At 71.7% G+C, this 17,633-nt stretch carries 20 protein-coding genes; 9 read left to right on the forward strand and 11 right to left on the reverse strand.

The features are described 5' to 3' along the window. Window positions 1–33: 33 nt before the first annotated feature. The gene (locus tag ACFYPG_RS20765; protein ID WP_387353477.1) at window positions 34–945 is read left to right on the forward strand and encodes a DMT family transporter; all 912 of its coding nucleotides are present in this window, start codon (window positions 34–36) and stop codon (window positions 943–945) included. Here ACFYPG_RS20765 and ACFYPG_RS20770 read toward each other — a convergent pair. The 6 genes from ACFYPG_RS20770 to ACFYPG_RS20795 form a co-directional block, all read right to left on the reverse strand. Next, window positions 908–1,849, reverse strand: a complete 942-nt coding sequence (locus ACFYPG_RS20770; RefSeq protein WP_387353926.1) for a diacylglycerol kinase family protein — start codon at window positions 1,847–1,849, stop codon at window positions 908–910. The two genes, ACFYPG_RS20765 and ACFYPG_RS20770, sit on opposite strands and share 38 nt — an antisense overlap. A gap of 164 nt (window positions 1,850–2,013) precedes the next feature. Next, window positions 2,014–2,964, reverse strand: a complete 951-nt coding sequence (tatC, locus tag ACFYPG_RS20775) for a twin-arginine translocase subunit TatC (RefSeq protein ID WP_355007963.1) — start codon at window positions 2,962–2,964, stop codon at window positions 2,014–2,016. 18 nt (window positions 2,965–2,982) lie between these two features. Continuing rightward, window positions 2,983–3,297 carry a Sec-independent protein translocase subunit TatA gene (tatA, locus tag ACFYPG_RS20780; protein WP_387353479.1) on the reverse strand — a complete coding sequence of 105 codons (315 nt, stop codon included), beginning with the start codon at window positions 3,295–3,297 and terminating at the stop codon, window positions 2,983–2,985. A 159-nt stretch (window positions 3,298–3,456) separates the two neighbouring features. Beyond that, window positions 3,457–3,702, reverse strand: coding sequence for a hypothetical protein (locus ACFYPG_RS20785; RefSeq protein ID WP_357201176.1), 246 nt, complete (start codon window positions 3,700–3,702; stop codon window positions 3,457–3,459). 10 nt (window positions 3,703–3,712) lie between these two features. Continuing rightward, window positions 3,713–4,762: a helix-turn-helix transcriptional regulator gene (locus ACFYPG_RS20790; protein WP_387353481.1), complete on the reverse strand. Its 1,050-nt coding sequence runs from the start codon at window positions 4,760–4,762 to the stop codon at window positions 3,713–3,715. Next, on the reverse strand, window positions 4,759–5,757 hold the full coding sequence (locus tag ACFYPG_RS20795) for a WYL domain-containing protein (protein WP_355007960.1): 999 nt from the start codon (window positions 5,755–5,757) through the stop codon (window positions 4,759–4,761). The genes ACFYPG_RS20790 and ACFYPG_RS20795 overlap by 4 nt, the downstream gene beginning before the upstream one ends. Window positions 5,758–5,874: 117 nt before the next feature. Between ACFYPG_RS20795 and ACFYPG_RS20800 the strand changes: the two genes are divergently transcribed. Both ACFYPG_RS20800 and ACFYPG_RS20805 read left to right on the forward strand, forming a co-directional pair. Then, a complete protein-coding gene (locus ACFYPG_RS20800) occupies window positions 5,875–6,879 on the forward strand; it encodes a cation diffusion facilitator family transporter (RefSeq protein ID WP_355007959.1) in 1,005 nt (334 codons plus the stop codon). A 49-nt stretch (window positions 6,880–6,928) separates the two neighbouring features. After that, window positions 6,929–8,014 (forward strand): DUF3866 family protein, encoded by a 1,086-nt coding sequence (locus tag ACFYPG_RS20805; protein WP_387353484.1) that lies wholly within the window; start codon window positions 6,929–6,931, stop codon window positions 8,012–8,014. Window positions 8,015–8,116: 102 nt separating this feature from the next. Here the strand turns inward: ACFYPG_RS20805 and ACFYPG_RS20810 are convergent, their stop codons facing one another. The 4 genes from ACFYPG_RS20810 to rfbA all read right to left on the reverse strand — a co-directional run bounded on the left by ACFYPG_RS20810 (window position 8,117) and on the right by rfbA (window position 11,328). Next, a complete protein-coding gene (locus ACFYPG_RS20810; RefSeq protein WP_355007957.1) occupies window positions 8,117–8,311 on the reverse strand; it encodes a hypothetical protein in 195 nt (64 codons plus the stop codon). Window positions 8,312–8,390: 79 nt separating this feature from the next. Beyond that, a complete protein-coding gene (gene pafA / locus ACFYPG_RS20815; RefSeq protein ID WP_210781723.1) occupies window positions 8,391–9,749 on the reverse strand; it encodes a Pup--protein ligase in 1,359 nt (452 codons plus the stop codon). Window positions 9,750–9,817: 68 nt separating this feature from the next. Continuing rightward, a complete protein-coding gene (gene rfbC, locus ACFYPG_RS20820; protein ID WP_355007956.1) occupies window positions 9,818–10,441 on the reverse strand; it encodes a dTDP-4-dehydrorhamnose 3,5-epimerase in 624 nt (207 codons plus the stop codon). Next, the gene (gene rfbA, locus ACFYPG_RS20825) at window positions 10,438–11,328 is read right to left on the reverse strand and encodes a glucose-1-phosphate thymidylyltransferase RfbA (protein WP_355007955.1); all 891 of its coding nucleotides are present in this window, start codon (window positions 11,326–11,328) and stop codon (window positions 10,438–10,440) included. Before rfbA ends, rfbC begins: the two co-directional genes overlap by 4 nt. 85 nt (window positions 11,329–11,413) lie before the next feature. Here rfbA and rfbB point away from each other — a divergent pair, with 85 nt between their 5' ends. Genes rfbB through ACFYPG_RS20855 form a run of 6 tightly spaced genes read left to right on the forward strand, consistent with a single transcriptional unit; the run spans window position 11,414 to window position 16,693 of the window. Then, window positions 11,414–12,415: a dTDP-glucose 4,6-dehydratase gene (gene rfbB / locus ACFYPG_RS20830; RefSeq protein WP_355007954.1), complete on the forward strand. Its 1,002-nt coding sequence runs from the start codon at window positions 11,414–11,416 to the stop codon at window positions 12,413–12,415. Continuing rightward, window positions 12,412–13,299 carry a dTDP-4-dehydrorhamnose reductase gene (rfbD, locus tag ACFYPG_RS20835; RefSeq protein WP_387353486.1) on the forward strand — a complete coding sequence of 296 codons (888 nt, stop codon included), beginning with the start codon at window positions 12,412–12,414 and terminating at the stop codon, window positions 13,297–13,299. The genes rfbB and rfbD overlap by 4 nt, the downstream gene beginning before the upstream one ends. Beyond that, complete coding sequence (locus ACFYPG_RS20840) at window positions 13,296–13,667, forward strand: DUF2304 domain-containing protein (RefSeq protein WP_112587313.1); 372 nt, start codon at window positions 13,296–13,298, stop codon at window positions 13,665–13,667. Before rfbD ends, ACFYPG_RS20840 begins: the two co-directional genes overlap by 4 nt. Next, a complete protein-coding gene (locus tag ACFYPG_RS20845; RefSeq protein WP_355007952.1) occupies window positions 13,660–14,361 on the forward strand; it encodes a glycosyltransferase family 2 protein in 702 nt (233 codons plus the stop codon). The genes ACFYPG_RS20840 and ACFYPG_RS20845 overlap by 8 nt, the downstream gene beginning before the upstream one ends. Continuing rightward, window positions 14,358–15,668, forward strand: a complete 1,311-nt coding sequence (locus ACFYPG_RS20850; protein ID WP_355007951.1) for a polysaccharide biosynthesis protein — start codon at window positions 14,358–14,360, stop codon at window positions 15,666–15,668. The genes ACFYPG_RS20845 and ACFYPG_RS20850 overlap by 4 nt, the downstream gene beginning before the upstream one ends. Then, complete coding sequence (locus tag ACFYPG_RS20855; protein ID WP_355007950.1) at window positions 15,665–16,693, forward strand: glycosyltransferase family 2 protein; 1,029 nt, start codon at window positions 15,665–15,667, stop codon at window positions 16,691–16,693. Before ACFYPG_RS20850 ends, ACFYPG_RS20855 begins: the two co-directional genes overlap by 4 nt. A 49-nt stretch (window positions 16,694–16,742) precedes the next feature. Here ACFYPG_RS20855 and prcA read toward each other — a convergent pair whose 3' ends face one another. Next, on the reverse strand, window positions 16,743–17,582 hold the full coding sequence (gene prcA / locus ACFYPG_RS20860) for a proteasome subunit alpha (protein ID WP_355007949.1): 840 nt from the start codon (window positions 17,580–17,582) through the stop codon (window positions 16,743–16,745). Window positions 17,583–17,633 lie beyond the last annotated feature (51 nt).

Raw genomic sequence — 17,633 nt, forward strand, 5'->3', positions numbered from 1 at the left:
GTTGGCCAGGGCGGACGGCCTACCGTCGTGCCCGTGACCGAGATCCTGCTGCCCACGACGGCACCGGCAGAAACGCCACCAGCCCGGGGCGGTGGCGTCGTCGCGGTGGGGCTGGTGCTCGGCGGGGCCCTGTCGGTGCAGTTCGGCGCCGCCGTGGCCGCGCTGCTCTTCCCGCGTACCGGGGTGGCCGGCGCGGTGACCCTGCGGCTGACCATCGCGGCGGTGCTGCTGCTCGTCGTGTGCCGGCCCCGCCTGCGCGGACACGACCGGTCGGCCTGGCTGGCGGCCGGCGCGTTCGGGCTGGCGCTGGCCGGCATGAACTCGCTGTTCTACCAGGCCATCGAACGCATCCCACTCGGCCCGGCGGTGACGCTCGAGGTGCTCGGCCCCCTCGCGCTGTCGGTGTTCTCCGCCCGCCGACTGGCCAGCTGGGGCTGGGCGGGGCTCGCGCTGGCCGGGGTGGCGCTGCTCGGGCAGGGCGGCTTTGACAGGCTGAACCCGGTCGGGGTGGCCTTCGCGTTCGGCGCGGGCGCCATGTGGGCCGCGTACATCGTGCTGAGCGCCCGGGTCGGCGGCCGCTTTCCCGGCGCGGACGGGCTGGCCCTGGCGCTGACCGTCGCCGCGCTGGTCACCCTGCCGCTGGGCATCGTCGACGGCGGCGCGGTACTGCTCGACCCGCAGGTGCTGGCCCTCGGCGCCGCTCTCGCCGTGCTCGCCTCCGGGCTGCCCTACACCCTGGAGCTGATGGCGCTGCGGCGGATGCCCACCGCCACCTTCGCCGTGCTGATGAGCCTCGGCCCGGCCGTCGCCACCCTCGCCGGCTGGCTGGTGCTGCGGCAGGAGTTGACAGTGCTGGAGTGCACCGCCATCGTGCTGGTGATCGCCGCCAGCATCGGCGCGGTACGGGTCAACGCAGCAGCCGCACGGCGCCCGGAACCGCGCTGATCGTCACCGGCAGCTCCAGGGAGCGTTCCCCGTCGGCGTACGACGTGATGCCCTCGGCCGCCAACTCCACGGTGCGGGCCCGGAAGCTGCGCACCAGCGGATGACTGATGTGGGTGCCCTGGTAGATGCGCGGCTTCACCCGGATCAGGGTGCGCCGGTTGACCCGACCCGCCACCACCACGTCGAGCAGCCCGTCGGTCGGGTCGGCGTCGGGGCAGATCCGCATCCCACCGCCGTACGTGGGGCAGTTGCCCACCGCCACGAGCACTGCGTCCAGGTCGTGCGGCACCCCGTCGAGGCGCAGCGTGTAGCGGCGTGGGCGCAGCCGGGCCAGCTCGACCAGGATCGCCAGGTCGTATCGGCGCGGGCTGCGGGGCCAGCGCATCCGGTTGGCCCGCTCGTTGACGATCGCGTCGAAGCCGGCCGCGAGGACCGCCCCGTACCAGCGCTCGACGCCGTCGACTCCCACCATCCGGGCCAGGTCGACCGGTTGACTGCGGCCGTCGCGTACCGCCTCGGCGATCACCGCCGCCGCAGCGAGGGGGTCGGCCGGAAAGCCGGTGTCCACTGCGAAGTCGTTGCCGGTGCCGGCCGGGATCGGGCCGAACGGCACGTCGGTCCCGGCGACCGCCTGCAACGCGCGGTGCACGGTGCCGTCCCCACCGACCGCCACCAGCGCACCCGCGCCGTCCGCGACCGCCTGACGGCAGGCCGCCTCCGCCTCGCCCGGGGTGGACGCCGACAGCACTCGAAGTGGCCGACCCGCGTCGGCCAGCCCGTCCAACAACCGGGGCAGCAGTGCGCTGTACCGTCCCCGACCGGCGGACGGGTTCGTGAGCACTGCCACCGGCCCACCGGCGAGCGGGGCGCGGTCGACGGGTTCGCCGGCGACCGGGCCGGGCAGGTGGTCGTCTTCGGTCACGGGCAGCACCGTACCGGTCGGACAACCGCCGTTCCCCAGGGGCAGGTGCCGTCACCAACAGTTCCGCCGCCTGCGCGGCAGGTGACGCGACGACGCCGCCCCCGAAAGACGGGGACGGCGTCGGTGGACCGGTCGGCGCGGAGCCGTCAGGTCATGTCGTCGTAGCGGCGTTCGATCGGCGCCGGTTTGGCGATCGGCTCGGGTTCGCCGATCGGCGCTGCCGAGTCGACCCGCTGCCCGGCCACGACCGGGTCCGCGTCGAACTCCAACGGCGACACCTCGTCGTCGTCGATGCCGGCGTAGATCTCCTTGCCGCGCCCACGCCGCTTGTCGTTGAGGAAGGCGACGCCCACCGCACCGAAGTAGAGAGCGGAGAGGCAGATCGCCAGGGCCGTCATTCCGAACGGGTCCGGCGTCGGGGTGACCACGGCGGAGAACGCGAAGAACACGAAGATCGCCACCCGCCACCAGCTGAGCAACCGCTTCGCGCTGGCGATGCCCACGAAGTTGAGCATCAGCACGACGAGCGGGAACTCGAAGGCCACGCCGAACAACAGGATCAGGTTGGTGACGAAGGAGATGTACTTGGTGATCTCCAAGGTCGTGCTGATCTCGCTGTCCGAGATGCTGAGCAGGAACTCCAGGCCCTTGGCCGTGACGAAGTACGCCAGCACCGCACCGGCCGCGAACAGCGGCGCGGCGAGGGCAGTGAAGAAGTACGCGTAGCGCCGCTCGTGCCGGTGCAGGCCGGGCGCGATGAACGCCCAGAGCTGGTACAGCCAGATCGGCGCGGCCACGATCAACCCGACCCAGAGCGCGACCTTCAGGTTGAGCAGGAACAGGTCGGCCGGGCCGAGCTGCACGAACTCGCACTTGCCGTCGACATATCGGGCCTGCGGCAGGTCACAGTAGGGCTGCTGGAGCAGGTGCAGCACCGGCTTGGCCAACCAGAAACCGAAGCCGAACCCGATGAGGATCGCCACGGACGCGCGGAACAGACGGTTGCGCAGCTCACGAACGTGCTCGATGAGCGTCATCGAGCCGTCGGCGGCCCGTTCGAACGACTTGGGGCCGCGTTTACGCAGTGCGAAGGCCACGGGAGTGGGGCCCTTCGGTCAGTTGTCGCGGACGCGGTGCACCGGGTCGACGACCGGCTGCTGCGGCGGGGCCTGCTGGTACGGGGCCTGCTGCGGCTGGCCGGTGTACGGCGCCTGCTGGCCGGTGTGCGGCGGCAGCGGCTGGTAGCCGGCCTGCGCGTCGGCCTTCTCGGCGAGGTCGCGGTCGTCATCCTGCAGGCTCTTCGTCTCGGCCTTGATGATCCGCAGCGACCGACCCAGCGAACGGGCCGCGTCGGGGAGCCGCTTCGCACCGAAGAGCAGGATCAGCACAACCACGAGAACAGCGATGTGCCACGGCTTGAGGGCACCCATGAGAAGCTCCAGTCGCTCTGTGTCCGGGGGGTGGTACGCAGCCCATCGTACGTGCGGATCGGCTGCCCGCCACCCGCTGGGTGGTGGTGGTCTGGGCGGAAGGGTGAAGTCTTGACCAACCCGCGATGATCCGTCAACCATCGCCGGGCGCGTACCCGATCAGCCGCGCTTGGCCTTGATCACCGCGAGTCGCTGGGACGTGGTGTCGAGCCGACGTTGGACTTCCTCGGCACGCTGTTGCAGCGCCTCGGCGGTGTCCCGCAGCGCCTCGGCCTCGGCGGCACGCCGCTGCAACGCCACGGCGGCGCGGCGCAGTCGGGGCAGCCGGGCCAGCACTGGGCGAACGGCCAACGCGAGCACCACGAGGGGTAGCAGCACCACCGCGAGCACGATCCAGATCAGCACGGCGGTCAGCCTACTGGGTGCGGCCGGCCACCGCCGGGTCACCCGACGGCGCGCGCTCCGGGTCGACCTCGGGCAGCCGGGGCACGGCCGCGGGCACGGCGTACGCATCCAGCGCGGCGGCCGCCGTCGCCCGCACCTGCTCGGCCAACTCCACCGGGGCGACCACTGTCACCTCCGGGCCGAGGCCCAGCACGAAACGGCGGGCCCACCCCAGGTCGGTGACCCGCAGGGAGACGAGCCACTGGTCGCCGTCGCCGGCCTCGACCCGCTCGCACGGGTAGTACTCGGTGATCCACCGTTCGCCCCGACCGATGCGCAGGGTGATCAACGGTAGGTCGGCCGAGGGGCGGAACACGCCCTCGGTGAGGTCGTGCGGGACGGCCTGCGGCGGCACCGTGCCCGGCTCGTCCAGCTCGGTGACCGCGTCGATCCGGTCTGCGCGGAACAGCCGGACGGCCTCCGCGCGCCGACACCACGCCTCCACGTACGCCCGCCCGCCGACCATCAGCATCCGCAGCGGGTCGATGACCCGCTCGGTGGTCTCGTCCCGGGCGGCCGTGTAGTAGGTGATCCGCAGGGCCCTGCCGCCCTCCACTGCGCCGCGCAGCGCCTCGACCCGCGGGGCGTCCCCGGGCAACCGGACCGCCACCGGCGCACCCACCAGGTCACCCGCGGCCTCGATCTTGGCGAGGGCCCGTTCGACGGCCTCCCGGTTGGCCACCCCGGGCGTCTCGGCCAGCATGCGCAGCGCCACCACGAGGGCCAGGGCCTCGTCGGGGGTCAGTCGCAACGGCCGGTCGATGCCGGCGTCGTAGGTGATGGTCACCCGGTCACCGTCGAACGCCATGTCGATCAGGTCACCGGGGCCGTACCCGGGGAGCCCGCACACCCAGAGCAGCTCCAGATCCTCCCGGAGCTGGCGCTCGGTGACGCCCAGGTCACCGGCCGCCTCGGCGATCTCGATGCCGGGCCGGGCCAGCAGGTAGGGCACCAGGTTGAGCAGTCGGGCCAGCCGGTCGGCGGACGCGCGGGAGCCGTTGCGGGCGGCCGGGCGGCTCACCGGGCACCCCCGCCGACGGCCAGCTCGTCGTGGCGCACGGCGATCTCCTTGAGTCGTTGGATGACCGCCTCGCGGACCTCCGGTGGGTCGATGACCCGCACGTCCGGGCCGTAGCCGACAAGATGACCGGCCAGCCCGTCCGGTTCGGCGTACGGCAGGACCAGCCAGTCGCCGTCCGGCCCAGCGGTCACCTCCACCGCCCAACGGCGCAGCCCGGCGGCCCGCCCGGGTGCGGCCAGCACGGTGGCCCGACCGGTGCGCTCCGCCGGACCCGACCAGCGGGCCACGTGGCTGATCAGGTCGACGTTGGCCGGCGGCTCGTACGCGCCGGGGGCGCCGGTCACCCGGACCGCACCGACGACCCGGGACAGCCGGAAGCAGCGGGTCGCCTCCCGGTCCTGGTCGTGGCCGACCACATACCACCGGCCGCGCCAGCAGACCACGCCCCACGGTTGCAACCGTCGCCGGGTGGGCGCGTCGCGATCGGGCACCCGGTAGTCGAATCCCACCTCGCGGCGGTCCCGGGCGGCGGCGGTCAGCGGCGCGAACGCCGGGTCGACAGTGACCATCGGCTCCAGGCCGAGGGTCGCCTGCGGGTCCACGTCCACTCCGGCGGCGCGCAGCTTGGCCAGCCCCGACGACGCGGCGGCGGCCAACCCGGCGTGCTGCCACAGCCGGGCGGCGATGCCGACCGCGGCGGCCTCGTCCGGTTCGAGGAGGATGTCGGGCAGCGCGTATTCACGGTGGGCGATCCGGTAGCCGGGCTCGGCGTCGAAGGCGCTCGCCGTGCCGGTCTCCAGTGGGACACCCAGCTCGCGAAGCTCGGCCTTGTCCCGCTCGAACTTGCGTTGGAACGCCTCGTGGTCGCGCGCGTCGTCCGGATCGTGCTCGTAACCGGGCACGGTCGCGGCGATCTGCGCGGCGGTCAGGAACCGTCGCGTGGACAGCAGGCAGATCACCAGGTTGACCAGGCGTTCGGTGCGGGTCCGCGACACGCGGTAGACGCTAGCAGCCGACCCGCCCACACCGCGCACCCGCGCGGGCGTGCCGCACACTTGTTCGGATCTGGCCTCCCCCGGCGCGTCGCCGTCAGCGGTCATAGGGTGATCCTCATGTCGCAAGCGGAGGCCAGACCCGAGAGCGAGAGCGTCGGCACCGTCGTCGTCGCCGGGGCGGCCAACCTCGCCATCGCGGTCGCCAAGCTGATCGCCGGGCTGATCTCCGGATCAGCCGCGATGCTCTCCGAGGCGGCGCACTCGATCGCCGACACCACCACCGAGGTGCTGCTCTTCCAGGCGCTGCGCCGCGGCGCCCGCCCGGCCGACCAGCGACACCCCTTCGGGTACGGCAAGGAAAGCTACGTCTGGGCGTTCTTCGCCGCCATGTTCACGTTCGTCGCCGGCGCCGGTTTCGCCGTCACCCACGGCGTCACCACGATCCTGGTGCACAAGCACAGCGGCGACTACCTGATCTCGTACATCGTGCTCGGGGTGTCGTTCGTCATCGAGTCGGTCTCCCTGGCCCGGGCCGTGCGGCAGGTCCGCCGCGAGTCGCGGCGCTGGCGGACCACGCCTCGGCGGTTCCTGCGGTTGACCGCCGACACCACAGTCAAGGCGGTCTTCCTGGAGGACAGCGCGGCCCTGATCGGTCTGGTGCTGGCGGGGCTCGGCGTCGGTCTGTCGCACGCCACCGGCGACGAGGTGTGGGACGGCGTCGCGTCGATCCTGATCGGGCTCCTGCTGCTGACCGTCGCCGGGATCCTCGCCAGCAACAACCTGTCGCTGCTGGTCGGCCGGGCCGTCCCGGAGCGGCTGCGACACGAGATCGAGCAGGATCTGGCCGGACTGCCCGAGGTGGAACGCATCGACACCCTGTTGACCATGCAGCTCGGCCCGCAGGACATCCTGGTCGCCGCGAAGGTCGACTTCCGCGACGAGGCCACCGGCGCGCAGATCGAGGCCAGCGCCGACGAGGCCGAGCGGCGGCTCACCAACCGGTACCCGGAGATTCGCTTCGTCTTCCTCGACCCGACCCGTTCGATGCCGGGCGCCACCGGCACCGCCCGGCACACCCAGGCCGGGCCGAGCCCGGACGCCGGCGGCCCCGAGCCGGCCTGACCCGCACCCGGGCGCGGGCCGCCACGCCCGCGCGGCTAGCGTGCCCGTCATGGTGCGATGGCGTACGGGGACGGTGGCGACGCTGCGACGGCAGTGGACCGGGGCGGTGGAGCTGGACGTCGACCTGCCCGACGGCACGCGGATGCGGGCCCTCGCGTACCCGGAGCTGGTCGGCACGCCCCAGCCCGGCGACCGGGTGCTGCTCAACGCGGGCGCGCTGCTGATGGGGCTGGGCACCGGCGGGTACGCCCTGGTGGTCGCCCTGCCCGACCGACTGCCGCCGGACCCGCCGGAGGTAGCCGACACCCGCGACGCCGGGCATCTGGTCAAGGCCCGCTACACGCCGTTGCAGCCGATCCTCCTCGGCGTCGACGAGGAAGCCTCCCCGCACCGCGACGTGCTGGCCGACGCGGACGACCTGGGCGGCCTGCCGGTGGTCACCGCCGACCTGCACTCCGCGCTCCCGGCGATCCTGGCCGGCATCCGGGCCGACGCCCCGCAGGCGCGGGTGGCGTACCTGCTCACCGACGGTGGGGCGCTGCCCGCCTGGTTCTCCCGTACCCTCGCCGGGCTGCGGGGCGAGTTGGTTGGCACGATCACCGTCGGGCAGGCGTTCGGTGGCGACCTGGAGGCCACCACCCTGCACGGTGGTCTGCTCGCCGCCCGCCACGTGCTCGACGCGGACGTGGCGATCGTGGCCCAGGGGCCCGGCAACCTGGGCACCGGAACCCGGTGGGGCTTCTCCGGCGTCGCCGTCGGCGAGGCGGTCAACGCGATCGCCACGCTGGGCGGGAAGCCGGTCGGCTCGTTGCGCATCTCCGACGCCGACCTCCGCCCCCGACACCGGGGCGTGTCACACCACAGCCTCACCGCGTACGGACGGGTGGCGCTCGCCGCGGCGGAGCTGGTGGTGCCCGACGACCTGGACCCGGCCCTTGCCGCCGAGGTGGACGCGGCGCTGGCGCCCCTGGCGGCCCGGCACCGGATCGTCCGCGTGCTCACCGACGGTCTGGACACCGCGCTGCGGGCCAGCGCGGTGCCGCTGTCCACGATGGGTCGGGGCCTCGACGCCGACCACGCCTACTTCCTGGCAGCAGCCGCCGCCGGCCGCCACGCGGCAACCCTGCTCCCCTGACCCCCGCCCAGTCCGCGTCGATCATGAAGTTATTGCGCTCCGCCTCGGCGTGTCATGGCAATAGCCCCATGATCATCGCGGGCTGAAGAGGGTGCGTCCGGGTCAGGCCAGGAAGATCAGGGCTAGCCAGCCGCCCACGATGAGCGCCAGCGCCAGGGCCAGCACCCACGTCGGCACTGTGTAGTCACCGCGCCGGTTACGGTCGACCTCGGCGCGGATCTTCTCCCGCCGGCGTTCGATCCAGTTCTGCCGCTCGGTGCCGCGCTCGGGGCGGTCGGAAGGTCCAGAAGTCGTCATGGCGCGCTCAGCTTAACCGCTCGGTGCGCCGGGCTGACCGGCCCCGTCGACGCAGCGCGTCGACGGGGCCGGCAACCGGTCACATGCTGGCGATCAGCCGCTCCACCCGTTCGTCGTACGCCCGGAACGGGTCCTTGCAGAGCACGGTGCGCTGCGCCTGGTCGTTGAGCTTCAGATGCACCCAGTCGACGGTGAAGTCCCGGCGCTTCTCCTGGGCGTGCCTGATGAACTCGCCCCGCAGCCGGGCCCGGGTGGTCTGCGGTGGGGTCTCCTTGGCCTCGAAGATCTCCGGGTCGGTGGCCACCCGGTCGACGTCGCCGCGGCGCTCCAGGAGCCCGTAGAGGCCCCGGCCGCGGCGCACGTCGTGGTAGGCCAGATCCATCTGCGCCACCCGGGGGTGCGACAGCGGCAGGTCGTGCTTGCGCTGGTAGCGCTCGATCAGCCGCAACTTGCTGACCCAGTCGATCTCCCGGGAGACCGGCTCCAGGTCGCCGCTCTCCACCGCGTTGAGCACCCGGCCCCACAGCTCGACGACCCGCTTGGCGGCCTGGTCGCCGCCGCGTCGCTCAACGAACTCGGTGGCCTTGGCGAGGTATTCCTGCTGGATGTCCAGCGCGCTGACCTCCTTGCCGTTGGCCAACCGCACCTTGCGCCGGCCGGTGATGTCGTGCGACACCTCCCGGATGGCCCGGATCGGGTTCTCCAGGGACAGGTCGCGCATCACCACCCCGGCCTCGATCATCCGCAGCACGATGTCGGCGGTGCCGACCTTGAGCAGCGTGGTGACCTCGTTCATGTTGGAGTCGCCGACGATCACGTGCAGCCGCCGGTAGCGCTCGGCGTCAGCGTGCGGCTCGTCGCGGGTGTTGATGATCGGGCGGCTGCGGGTGGTCGCCGAGGAGACGCCCTCCCAGATGTGCTCGGCCCGCTGCGAGAGGCAGTAGACCGCGCCGCGTGGGGTTTGCAGGACCTTGCCGGCCCCGCAGATCAACTGCCGGGTGACCAGGAACGGGATGAGCACGTCGGCGAGCCGGCCGAACTCGCCGTGTCGGGAGACCAGGTAGTTCTCGTGGCAGCCGTACGAGTTGCCGGCCGAATCGGTGTTGTTCTTGAACAGGTAGATCTCACCCGCGATGCCCTCGTCGTGCAGCCGCTTCTCCGCGTCGACGAGCAGGCCCTCCAGGATCCGCTCGCCGGCCCGGTCGTGGGCGACGAGATCGGTCACCGAGTCGCACTCCGGTGTCGCGTACTCCGGATGCGACCCGACGTCCAGGTAGAGCCGGGCCCCATTGCGTAGGAAGACATTGCTCGACCGGCCCCAGGACACCACGCGACGGAACAGATACCGCGCGACCTCGTCCGGGGACAGCCGCCGCTGCCCGCGATAGGTACAGGTGACGCCGTACTCGGTCTCGAGGCCGAAGATTCGCCGCTCCATGGTGAGACATTAGCCGCCCGGAGGCCCGGTTCGTCACTGTCAGACCACAGGTCGTGCCCCGAGCGCGGTCACATACCGGTTGAGTGCGACATTCCGTCCGGGCCGAGGCTCGCCGCGAACTGCCGGCAGCTGTCGTACTCCGGGAGCAGGCCCCGCTCGCGGACCTGCGCCAGAGTCGGCGCCGCGTCGTCGCGCGCGGACAGCAGTGGAACGTCGGCGGGCCACTCGATGCCCAACTCCTCGTCCAGCGGGTGCACGGCGTGCTCGCCGGTCGGGTTGTAGGTGGTCGAGCAGAGGTAGCTCAACGTCGCGTCGTCGGTCAACGCGCAGAACCCGTGCCCCAGCCCCTCGCTGAGGTAGACCGCCCGACGGTCGGTGTCGTCCAGCCGGACGCCCTCCCAACGACCGAAGGTCGGCGAGCCGACCCGCAGGTCCACGACCACGTCGAGGACAGCGCCCCGCACGCACGTGACGTACTTGGCCTGCCCGGGCGGGACGTCGGCGAAGTGGACGCCGCGCACCACGCCGCGCGCGGAGACCGACAGGTTGGCCTGGGCCAGCCGGAGCGGATGCCCCACCACCTCGGCGAGCTTGTCGAAGCGGTACCACTCCATGAACATGCCGCGCGGGTCACCGTGCTGCTGGGGGATGATCTCCCAGGCGCCCTCGATGCTCAGCTCCCGGATCTTCACCAGGAACCCCCGTCGTTGCCGGCCTGATCGCTGAGCAGACCGAGCAGGTAGGTGCCGTAGCCGCTCTTGGTCAGCGGCTCGGCGAGCGCGCGCAGCTGCGCGTCGTCGATCAGGCCGGCCCGCCAGGCGACCTCCTCGATGCAACCGATCTTGAGCCCCTGCCGCTCCTCGACCACCCGGACGAACTCGGCGGCCTGCATCATCGAGCTGAACGTGCCGGTGTCCAGCCAGGCGGTGCCCCGATCCAGCACCGTCACCGCCAGCTCCCCGGTCTCCCGGTACACCTCGTTGACCGCCGTGATCTCCAGTTCGCCGCGGGCGCTCGGGGTGAGCTTGCGGGCGATGTCCACCACCCGGTTGTCGTAGAAGTAGAGGCCGGGAACCGCGTAGCGGGACTTCGGCCGGGCCGGCTTCTCCTCGATCGAGAGCACCCGACCATCGGCGTCGAAGTCGACCACGCCGTACTCCTGCGGGTTGGCCACCTGATAGGCGAAGACCCGCCCGCCGACCAGGTCACTGTGGTCCGCGAGCTGCCCGCCCAGACCCACGCCGTGGAAGATGTTGTCGCCGAGGACCAACGCCACCGACTCGGCGCCGATGAAGTCCGCGCCGAGGATGAACGCCTGCGCGATGCCCTCCGGGCGCTCCTGACTGACGTACTCCAGCCGCAGCCCGAACTGGCTGCCGTCGCCGAGCAGCCGACGGAACTGGTCCTGATCGTCCGGAGTCGTGATCACCAGGATCTCCCGGACCCCGGCCATCACCAGGGTGGAGAGCGGGTAATAGATCATCGGCTTGTCGAAGACCGGCATCAGCTGCTTCGAGACCGCCCGGGTGATCGGCCAGAGCCGGGACCCGGTGCCGCCGGCAAGTAGGATTCCGCGCATCGGGGAAGCCTAGCCGCACCCGGACACGTCGTGCGGGGGTCACACACCGGGCGCCGCCCCGTCCGTCGCGTATACTTCCGGACCCGTGAGGATCCTCGTCACCGGCGGAGCCGGATTCATCGGGTCGGAGTACGTTCGCCTGCTGCTGGGCAAGCCCCTCGGCAGCGCGGAGAGCGTGCCGACGCTCGAGCCGGCCGTCGTGACCGTGCTGGACAAGCTGACCTACTCGGGCAACCTGGCCAACCTCGAGCCCGTCCGCGACGACCCGCGACTGCGTTTCGTGCAGGGCGACATCTGTGACCCGGTGGTTGTCGACGAGGCGGTGGCCGAGCACGACGTGATCGTGCACTTCGCCGCCGAGTCACACGTCGACCGTTCCATCGCGGGCGCCGCGCCGTTCGTCACCACCAACGTGCTGGGCACCCAGACGCTGCTCGACGCGGCGCTGCGCCACGGCACCAGACGATTCGTGCACGTTTCCACCGACGAGGTCTACGGCTCGATCGACGAGGGCTCCTGGACCGAGACCTGGCCACTCGCCCCCAACTCGCCGTACTCGGCATCCAAGGCCGGCTCCGACCTGCTCGCGCTGTCGTACCACCGCACCCACGGCATGGACGTGGTCGTCACCCGCTGCTCCAACAACTACGGCCCGTACCAGTTCCCCGAGAAGGTCATCCCGCTGTTCGTCACCAACCTGCTCGACGGTGGCACCGTCCCCCTCTACGGCGACGGCGGCAACATCCGTGACTGGCTGCACGTGCACGACCACTGCCGGGGCATCGCCCTCGTCCAGCAGAAGGGCCGTGCCGGTGAGGTCTACAACATCGGCGGCGGCACTGAGTTGACCAACAAGGAACTCACCGGCCTGCTCCTGGACGCCTGCGGCGCCGGGTGGGACCGGGTCGTCCCGGTCACCGACCGCAAGGGCCACGACCGCCGGTACTCCCTCGACATCACCAAGATCAGCGAAGAGCTCGGCTACCACCCCAGCATCACCCTCGACCAGGGCCTCGCCGACACCGTCCGCTGGTACCGGGACAACCGCACCTGGTGGGAACCCCTCAAGTCCGCGCCGACCGCATGACCCGACTCCTCGTCACCGGCGCGGGCGGGATGCTCGGCCGGGACCTGGTCGCCGTGCTGGGTGCACGACCTGACCTCAAGGTGACCGCCGCCACCCGCGCCGACCTCGACATCACCGACCCCGCCGCGGTCCGCACCGCCGTCGCCGGGCACGACCTGGTGATCAACGCCGGCGCGTGGACCAACGTCGACGCCGCCGAGTCCGACGAGGCCGCGGCGACGGCCGTCAACGGCCACGCCGTGGCCAACCTGGCCGCGGCATGCGCCACCGACGGAACACGGCTGATCCAGATCTCCACCGACTACGTCCTCGCCGGCAACGCGGACACCCCGTACCCGGAGGACGCGCCCATCGCGCCGGTCAACGCCTACGGCCGCAGCAAGCTGGTCGGCGAACAGGCCGTCGCGCGGCTGCTGCCCGACACCGGGTACGTCGTACGCACCGCCTGGCTCTACGGCGCGCACGGCCCGAACTTCGTGGCCACCATGCTCCGACTCGCCACCCAGCACGAACACCTCGACGTGGTCGACGACCAACACGGCCAACCCACCTGGTCGTACGCGCTCGCCGAACGGCTCGTCGCGCTCGCCGACGCGGCGCTGGCCGGTCACGCGCCGCCCGGCGTCTACCACGGCACCTGCGCCGGGCAGACGACCTGGTACGGGTTGGCGCGCGCCGCGTTCACGCTGGCCGGACTGGACCCGGACCGGATCCGACCCACCACCAGCGACCGGTATCCGCGTCCCGCTCCACGGCCTGCGTACAGTGTGCTAGGGCACAGCCGCTGGGCAGCCGTGGGTCTACCCCCGCTTCCAGACTGGCACAGCGCCCTGGTTGACGCGTTCCACTCCCCCGCTCCACCCGCCCCGTGGAAGGTCGCATGAAGCTCACCCTCGTCACCGGCCTGACCGGCCTGCTGCTCCTCGGCACCATCGTCGAGCTGTTGCGCCGCCGTCAGCTGCGCGAGAAGTACGGCATGCTCTGGCTCGCCGTACTGATCATTGTGATTCCGCTGTCCCTTTTCCCCCGGCTGCTCGACAACGTCGCCGAACTCCTCGGCGTCGCCTCCGGTGTCAGCCTGGTGCTCTTCCTCGGCATCGTCTTCCTGCTGTTGGTGTGCGTGCACCTGAGCTGGGAGGTCAGCGCTCTGGAAGAAGAGACCCGCACCCTGGCCGAAGACTTCGCCCTGCTCCGCGCTGAGATCGACGCGGACCGGGCAGCCCGAGACGAACTGGTGTCGACCGATGGTTAACGGCAAGCGCACATTGATCATCATCCCGGCTCTCAACGAGTCGGGCTCGATCGCCGACGTCGTCGGCGAGGTCCGCGGCGAACTGCCCGGCGTCGACGTGCTCGTCGTCGACGACGGCTCCACCGATCGCACCGCCGCCGTCGCCGCCGCCGCCGGTGCCCTGGTCGCCAAACTGCCGTACAACCTCGGCGTCGGTGGGGCCATGCGCCTCGGCTACCGCTACGCCCGTGACCACGACTACGACGTCGCCATCCAGATCGACGCCGACGGCCAGCACGACCCCCGGTACGTGCCGAAGCTCGTCGACCTGCTCGACGACAACGACCTCGTCATCGGCGCCCGCTTCGCCGGTGAGGGCGACTACAACGTCCGCGGCCCCCGCCGCTGGGCGATGGTCATGCTCTCCGCCGTGCTGTCCCGGGTCGCCCGCACCAAGCTCACCGACACCACCTCCGGCTTCCGGGCCGCCAACCGGCGGGTCATCGAGATGTTCGCCAGCTGGTACCCGGCCGAATACCTCGGCGACACGGTGGAGACCCTGGTGCACACCGCTCGCCGCGGCTTCCGCATCCGCCAGGTGCCGGTCGCCATGCGCAAGCGGATGGCGGGCACGCCCAGCCACTCCCCCGCCAAGGCGATGGTCTACCTCGGCCGCGCGTTCGCCGTCCTCACGCTGGCGCTCATCCGCCGGTGATCCGACGGCTACTGAGCCTGGTCCCGCCCGGCACCGTCGCTGTCGGTGCCGGGCTGGCCCTTCTCGGGCTCGCCTCCTACGTTCACCTCGCCGTCGCCGGCCACAGCCTCAGCCAGGCCGACTACTCCTCCCTGTCGGTGCTCTGGTCGATCGTGTTCACCCTCGGCATCGGCGTGTTCATGCCGATCGAGCAGGAGGTCGCCCGGGTCGTCGCCGCCCGACACAGCCAGGGGCTGCCGCCCGGGCCGGTGCTGGCCCGCGGCGTCACCGTCGCCGCCGTGATGCTCGCGGTACTGGTGTTGGCCGTCACCATCGGCCGCCAGCCGCTCGCCGACAAGCTCTTCGCCGGTGACGGCAACCTGGTCACCGTGCTGATCGGCGCACTCGCCGCGATGGCCGTCGCCTACGCCACCCGTGGCGTCCTCTCCGGCCTGCAACTGTTCCCCTGGTACGGCGCTCAACTCGGGATCGACGGCGGCCTGCGGATCATCATGGTGGCCCTGCTCGGGCTGGCCGGAGTGACGTCGCCCGTCTGGTACGGGCTCGTGCTCGTCGCCGCCCCCCTGGTCAGCGTCCTCCTCACCCTGCCACCGGTGCTGCGCGCCATCGGCGGAGGCCCGCCGGTCGCCTGGGCCACGCTGCTACGCGGCCTCGGCCTGCTCACCGCCTCCAGCCTGCTCTCCCAGGTCGTGGTGAACATCGGGGTGATCAACGTACAGCTGCTCTCCCCCTCCGACGCGGCAGCCGCCGGCGCACTGCTCTCCGCCCTCGTGCTGGTCCGCATCCCCCTGTTCGTCTTCGGCTCCCTACAGGCGTCACTGCTGCCCGGCCTGGCCACCACCGCCACCACCGGCGACCAGGAAGGCTTCCACAGCCTGCTGCGTCGGGCGCTCGGCATCGTCACCGCGCTCGGCCTCACCGGCGCCCTCGGCGCCGTGCTGCTCGGCCCATGGTTGGTCGGCACCCTCTTCGACGCACCCGGCGTTCTCGGCCACGGCGACTTCGCCTGGTTGGCGGCCGCCACGCTCGCCTACCTCTGGGCGATGGTGCTCGGTCAGGCCCTGCTCGCCCTCGACCGGCACCGCGCCCAGGCCCTCGCCTGGACCGCCGGCGTCGCCGCCCTGATCGCCGTGACGCTGATCCCGGCTCCGGTCACCCTGCGAGTCGAACTGGCGTACACCATCGGCTCCGTCATCGTGGCCGCCACCATGGCGATGCTGCTGCGCGGCGGCTTCAGCCGACCCACCACCCCCGCCCGGCCGCTCGCCGAGGCCGTTGCCCCTGCCGCATCCGGAGGCATCCGATGACCCGACCCCGGGTGAGCGCCGTCATGCTCGCCTACGGCCCGGAGCCCTACCTCGTCGACGCCGCCCAGGCGGTGCTGGCCAGCACCGACGTCGAGGTCGACCTCATCGTCGTCGACAACGGCTGCACCGGCGACGGCATCGACATCGTCAAGGGCCTGCCCGGGGTGCGGGTGATCCGACCGGAGGAGAACACCGGCTACTCCGGCGGCTGCCGCGTCGGCGCCGCCGAGGCCACCGGTGACTGGCTCGCGTTCGTCAACTCCGATGCCGTCGTCGCACCCGACGCCCTGGCCAAGACCACCGCCGTGGCCGCCGAAGCGGGCGTAGGCGCGGCCATGGCGTCGATCCGGTTGGCAGACACCCCCGAGCTGATCAACACCAGCGGCAACCCGCTGCACTTCACCGGCCTCTCCTGGGCCGGCGGCAACGGCGAGCCGGCCAGCAAGCACGCCGCACGCCGGGCCGTACCCTCCCTCAGCGGCTGCTGCTTCGTGATCAGCCGACAGCTCTGGCGCGAGCTCGACGGCTTCGCCGCCGAATACTTCGCGTACCACGAGGACACCGAACTCAGCCTGCGCCTGTGGCAGCGCGGACTACGACTGGAGTACGTGCCGGACGCCGTCGTGCGGCACCACTACGAGTTCTCCCGCAACGCCCTGAAGCTCTACCTGGTCGAGCGGAACCGGCTGGTCACCCTGCTCACCGCCTACGAGGCGCGGACACTCGTGGTGCTCGCCCCGGCGCTGCTGCTCACCGAGGCCGCCATGCTCACCGCTGCGGTCGCCGGAGGCTGGTCCCGGCAGAAGCTGCGGGGTTGGGGCTGGTTGTGGCGCAACCGCGACTGGGTTCGCGGCCGTCGACGGCAGCTACAGGCTGAACGCCGGGTGCCGGACGGGGTCATCGCGAAGCTGATGACCGGTCGGGTCACGCCCTCCGGGGTGCCGACCACACCCGGCCTGGGAGCGTTCAACGCCGTCGCCGGCGGTTACTGGGCCCTGGCACGGCCCCTGCTGCGCCGAGGATGACCGCTGGTGCCGGCCCCGGAACACGGGGCCGGCACAGGCGGGCAGAACCCTAGCGCTCGCCGCCCTCCGCGGGCCGGTCCTCCAGGTCCGCGGAACCGGCCGACGACGTCGGCTTGTGCCCCTCCGTGGTCGGCACGACCGGCTCGGCGGGACCGCCCGCCGCGTCCGCCGCCTGCCCCTCGGCCGCCGCGTCCCCGTCCAACAGAGCCGTCAGGGCGGCACCGGTGATCCGCCGGAACGTGCGTCCGATCCGCTGACGGTCCAGGACCGCCACCTCGAGCTGGTTCGCGGCGATCGTCCGGGCGGCACCGCCCTCACCACCGACGCTGCTCAACGCCTGCACCGCCACCCTGACCGCCTCGGCCAGGGACATGTCCGCCCGATGCTGCGACTTCAACACACCGGTGATCGCCTCGGCCTGACCACCCATGGCCATCCGCCCCGGCTCGTCGTTCACCGAACCGTCATAGGTCAACCGGTACAGCTCGTCCGCCTCCGGGGTGGCACCGACCTCCGCCACGCAGATCTCCACCTCGAACGGCTTCGACTGCTCGGTGAAGATGGCACCCAGGGTCTGCGCGAACGCGTTGGCCAGCGCCCGACCAGTGACGTCACGCCGGTCGTAGCTGAGCCCGTTCAGGTCGGCCATGCGGACTCCGGCGCGGCGCAGGTTCTCGAACTCGTTGTACCGGCCGACCGCGGCGAACCCGATCCTGTCGTAGATCTCGCTCACCTTGTGCAGGGCGCTGGAAAGGTTCTCCGCGACGAAGAGGACCCCGCCGGAGTAGCTGAGGACCACCGCGCTGCGACCCCGAGCGATGCCCTTGCGGGCCAACTCGGAGCGGTCGCGCATGATCTGTTCGGGAGAGGCGTAGAACTGCATGGCCACGTCGGCGGTTCTCCTTACGGCGCTGTGCTGACGACTGCTGACTGGTGAGGT

This window comes from Micromonospora sp. NPDC005553 (genome assembly GCF_042871765.1).
GTDB lineage: Bacteria > Actinomycetota > Actinomycetes > Mycobacteriales > Micromonosporaceae > Micromonospora.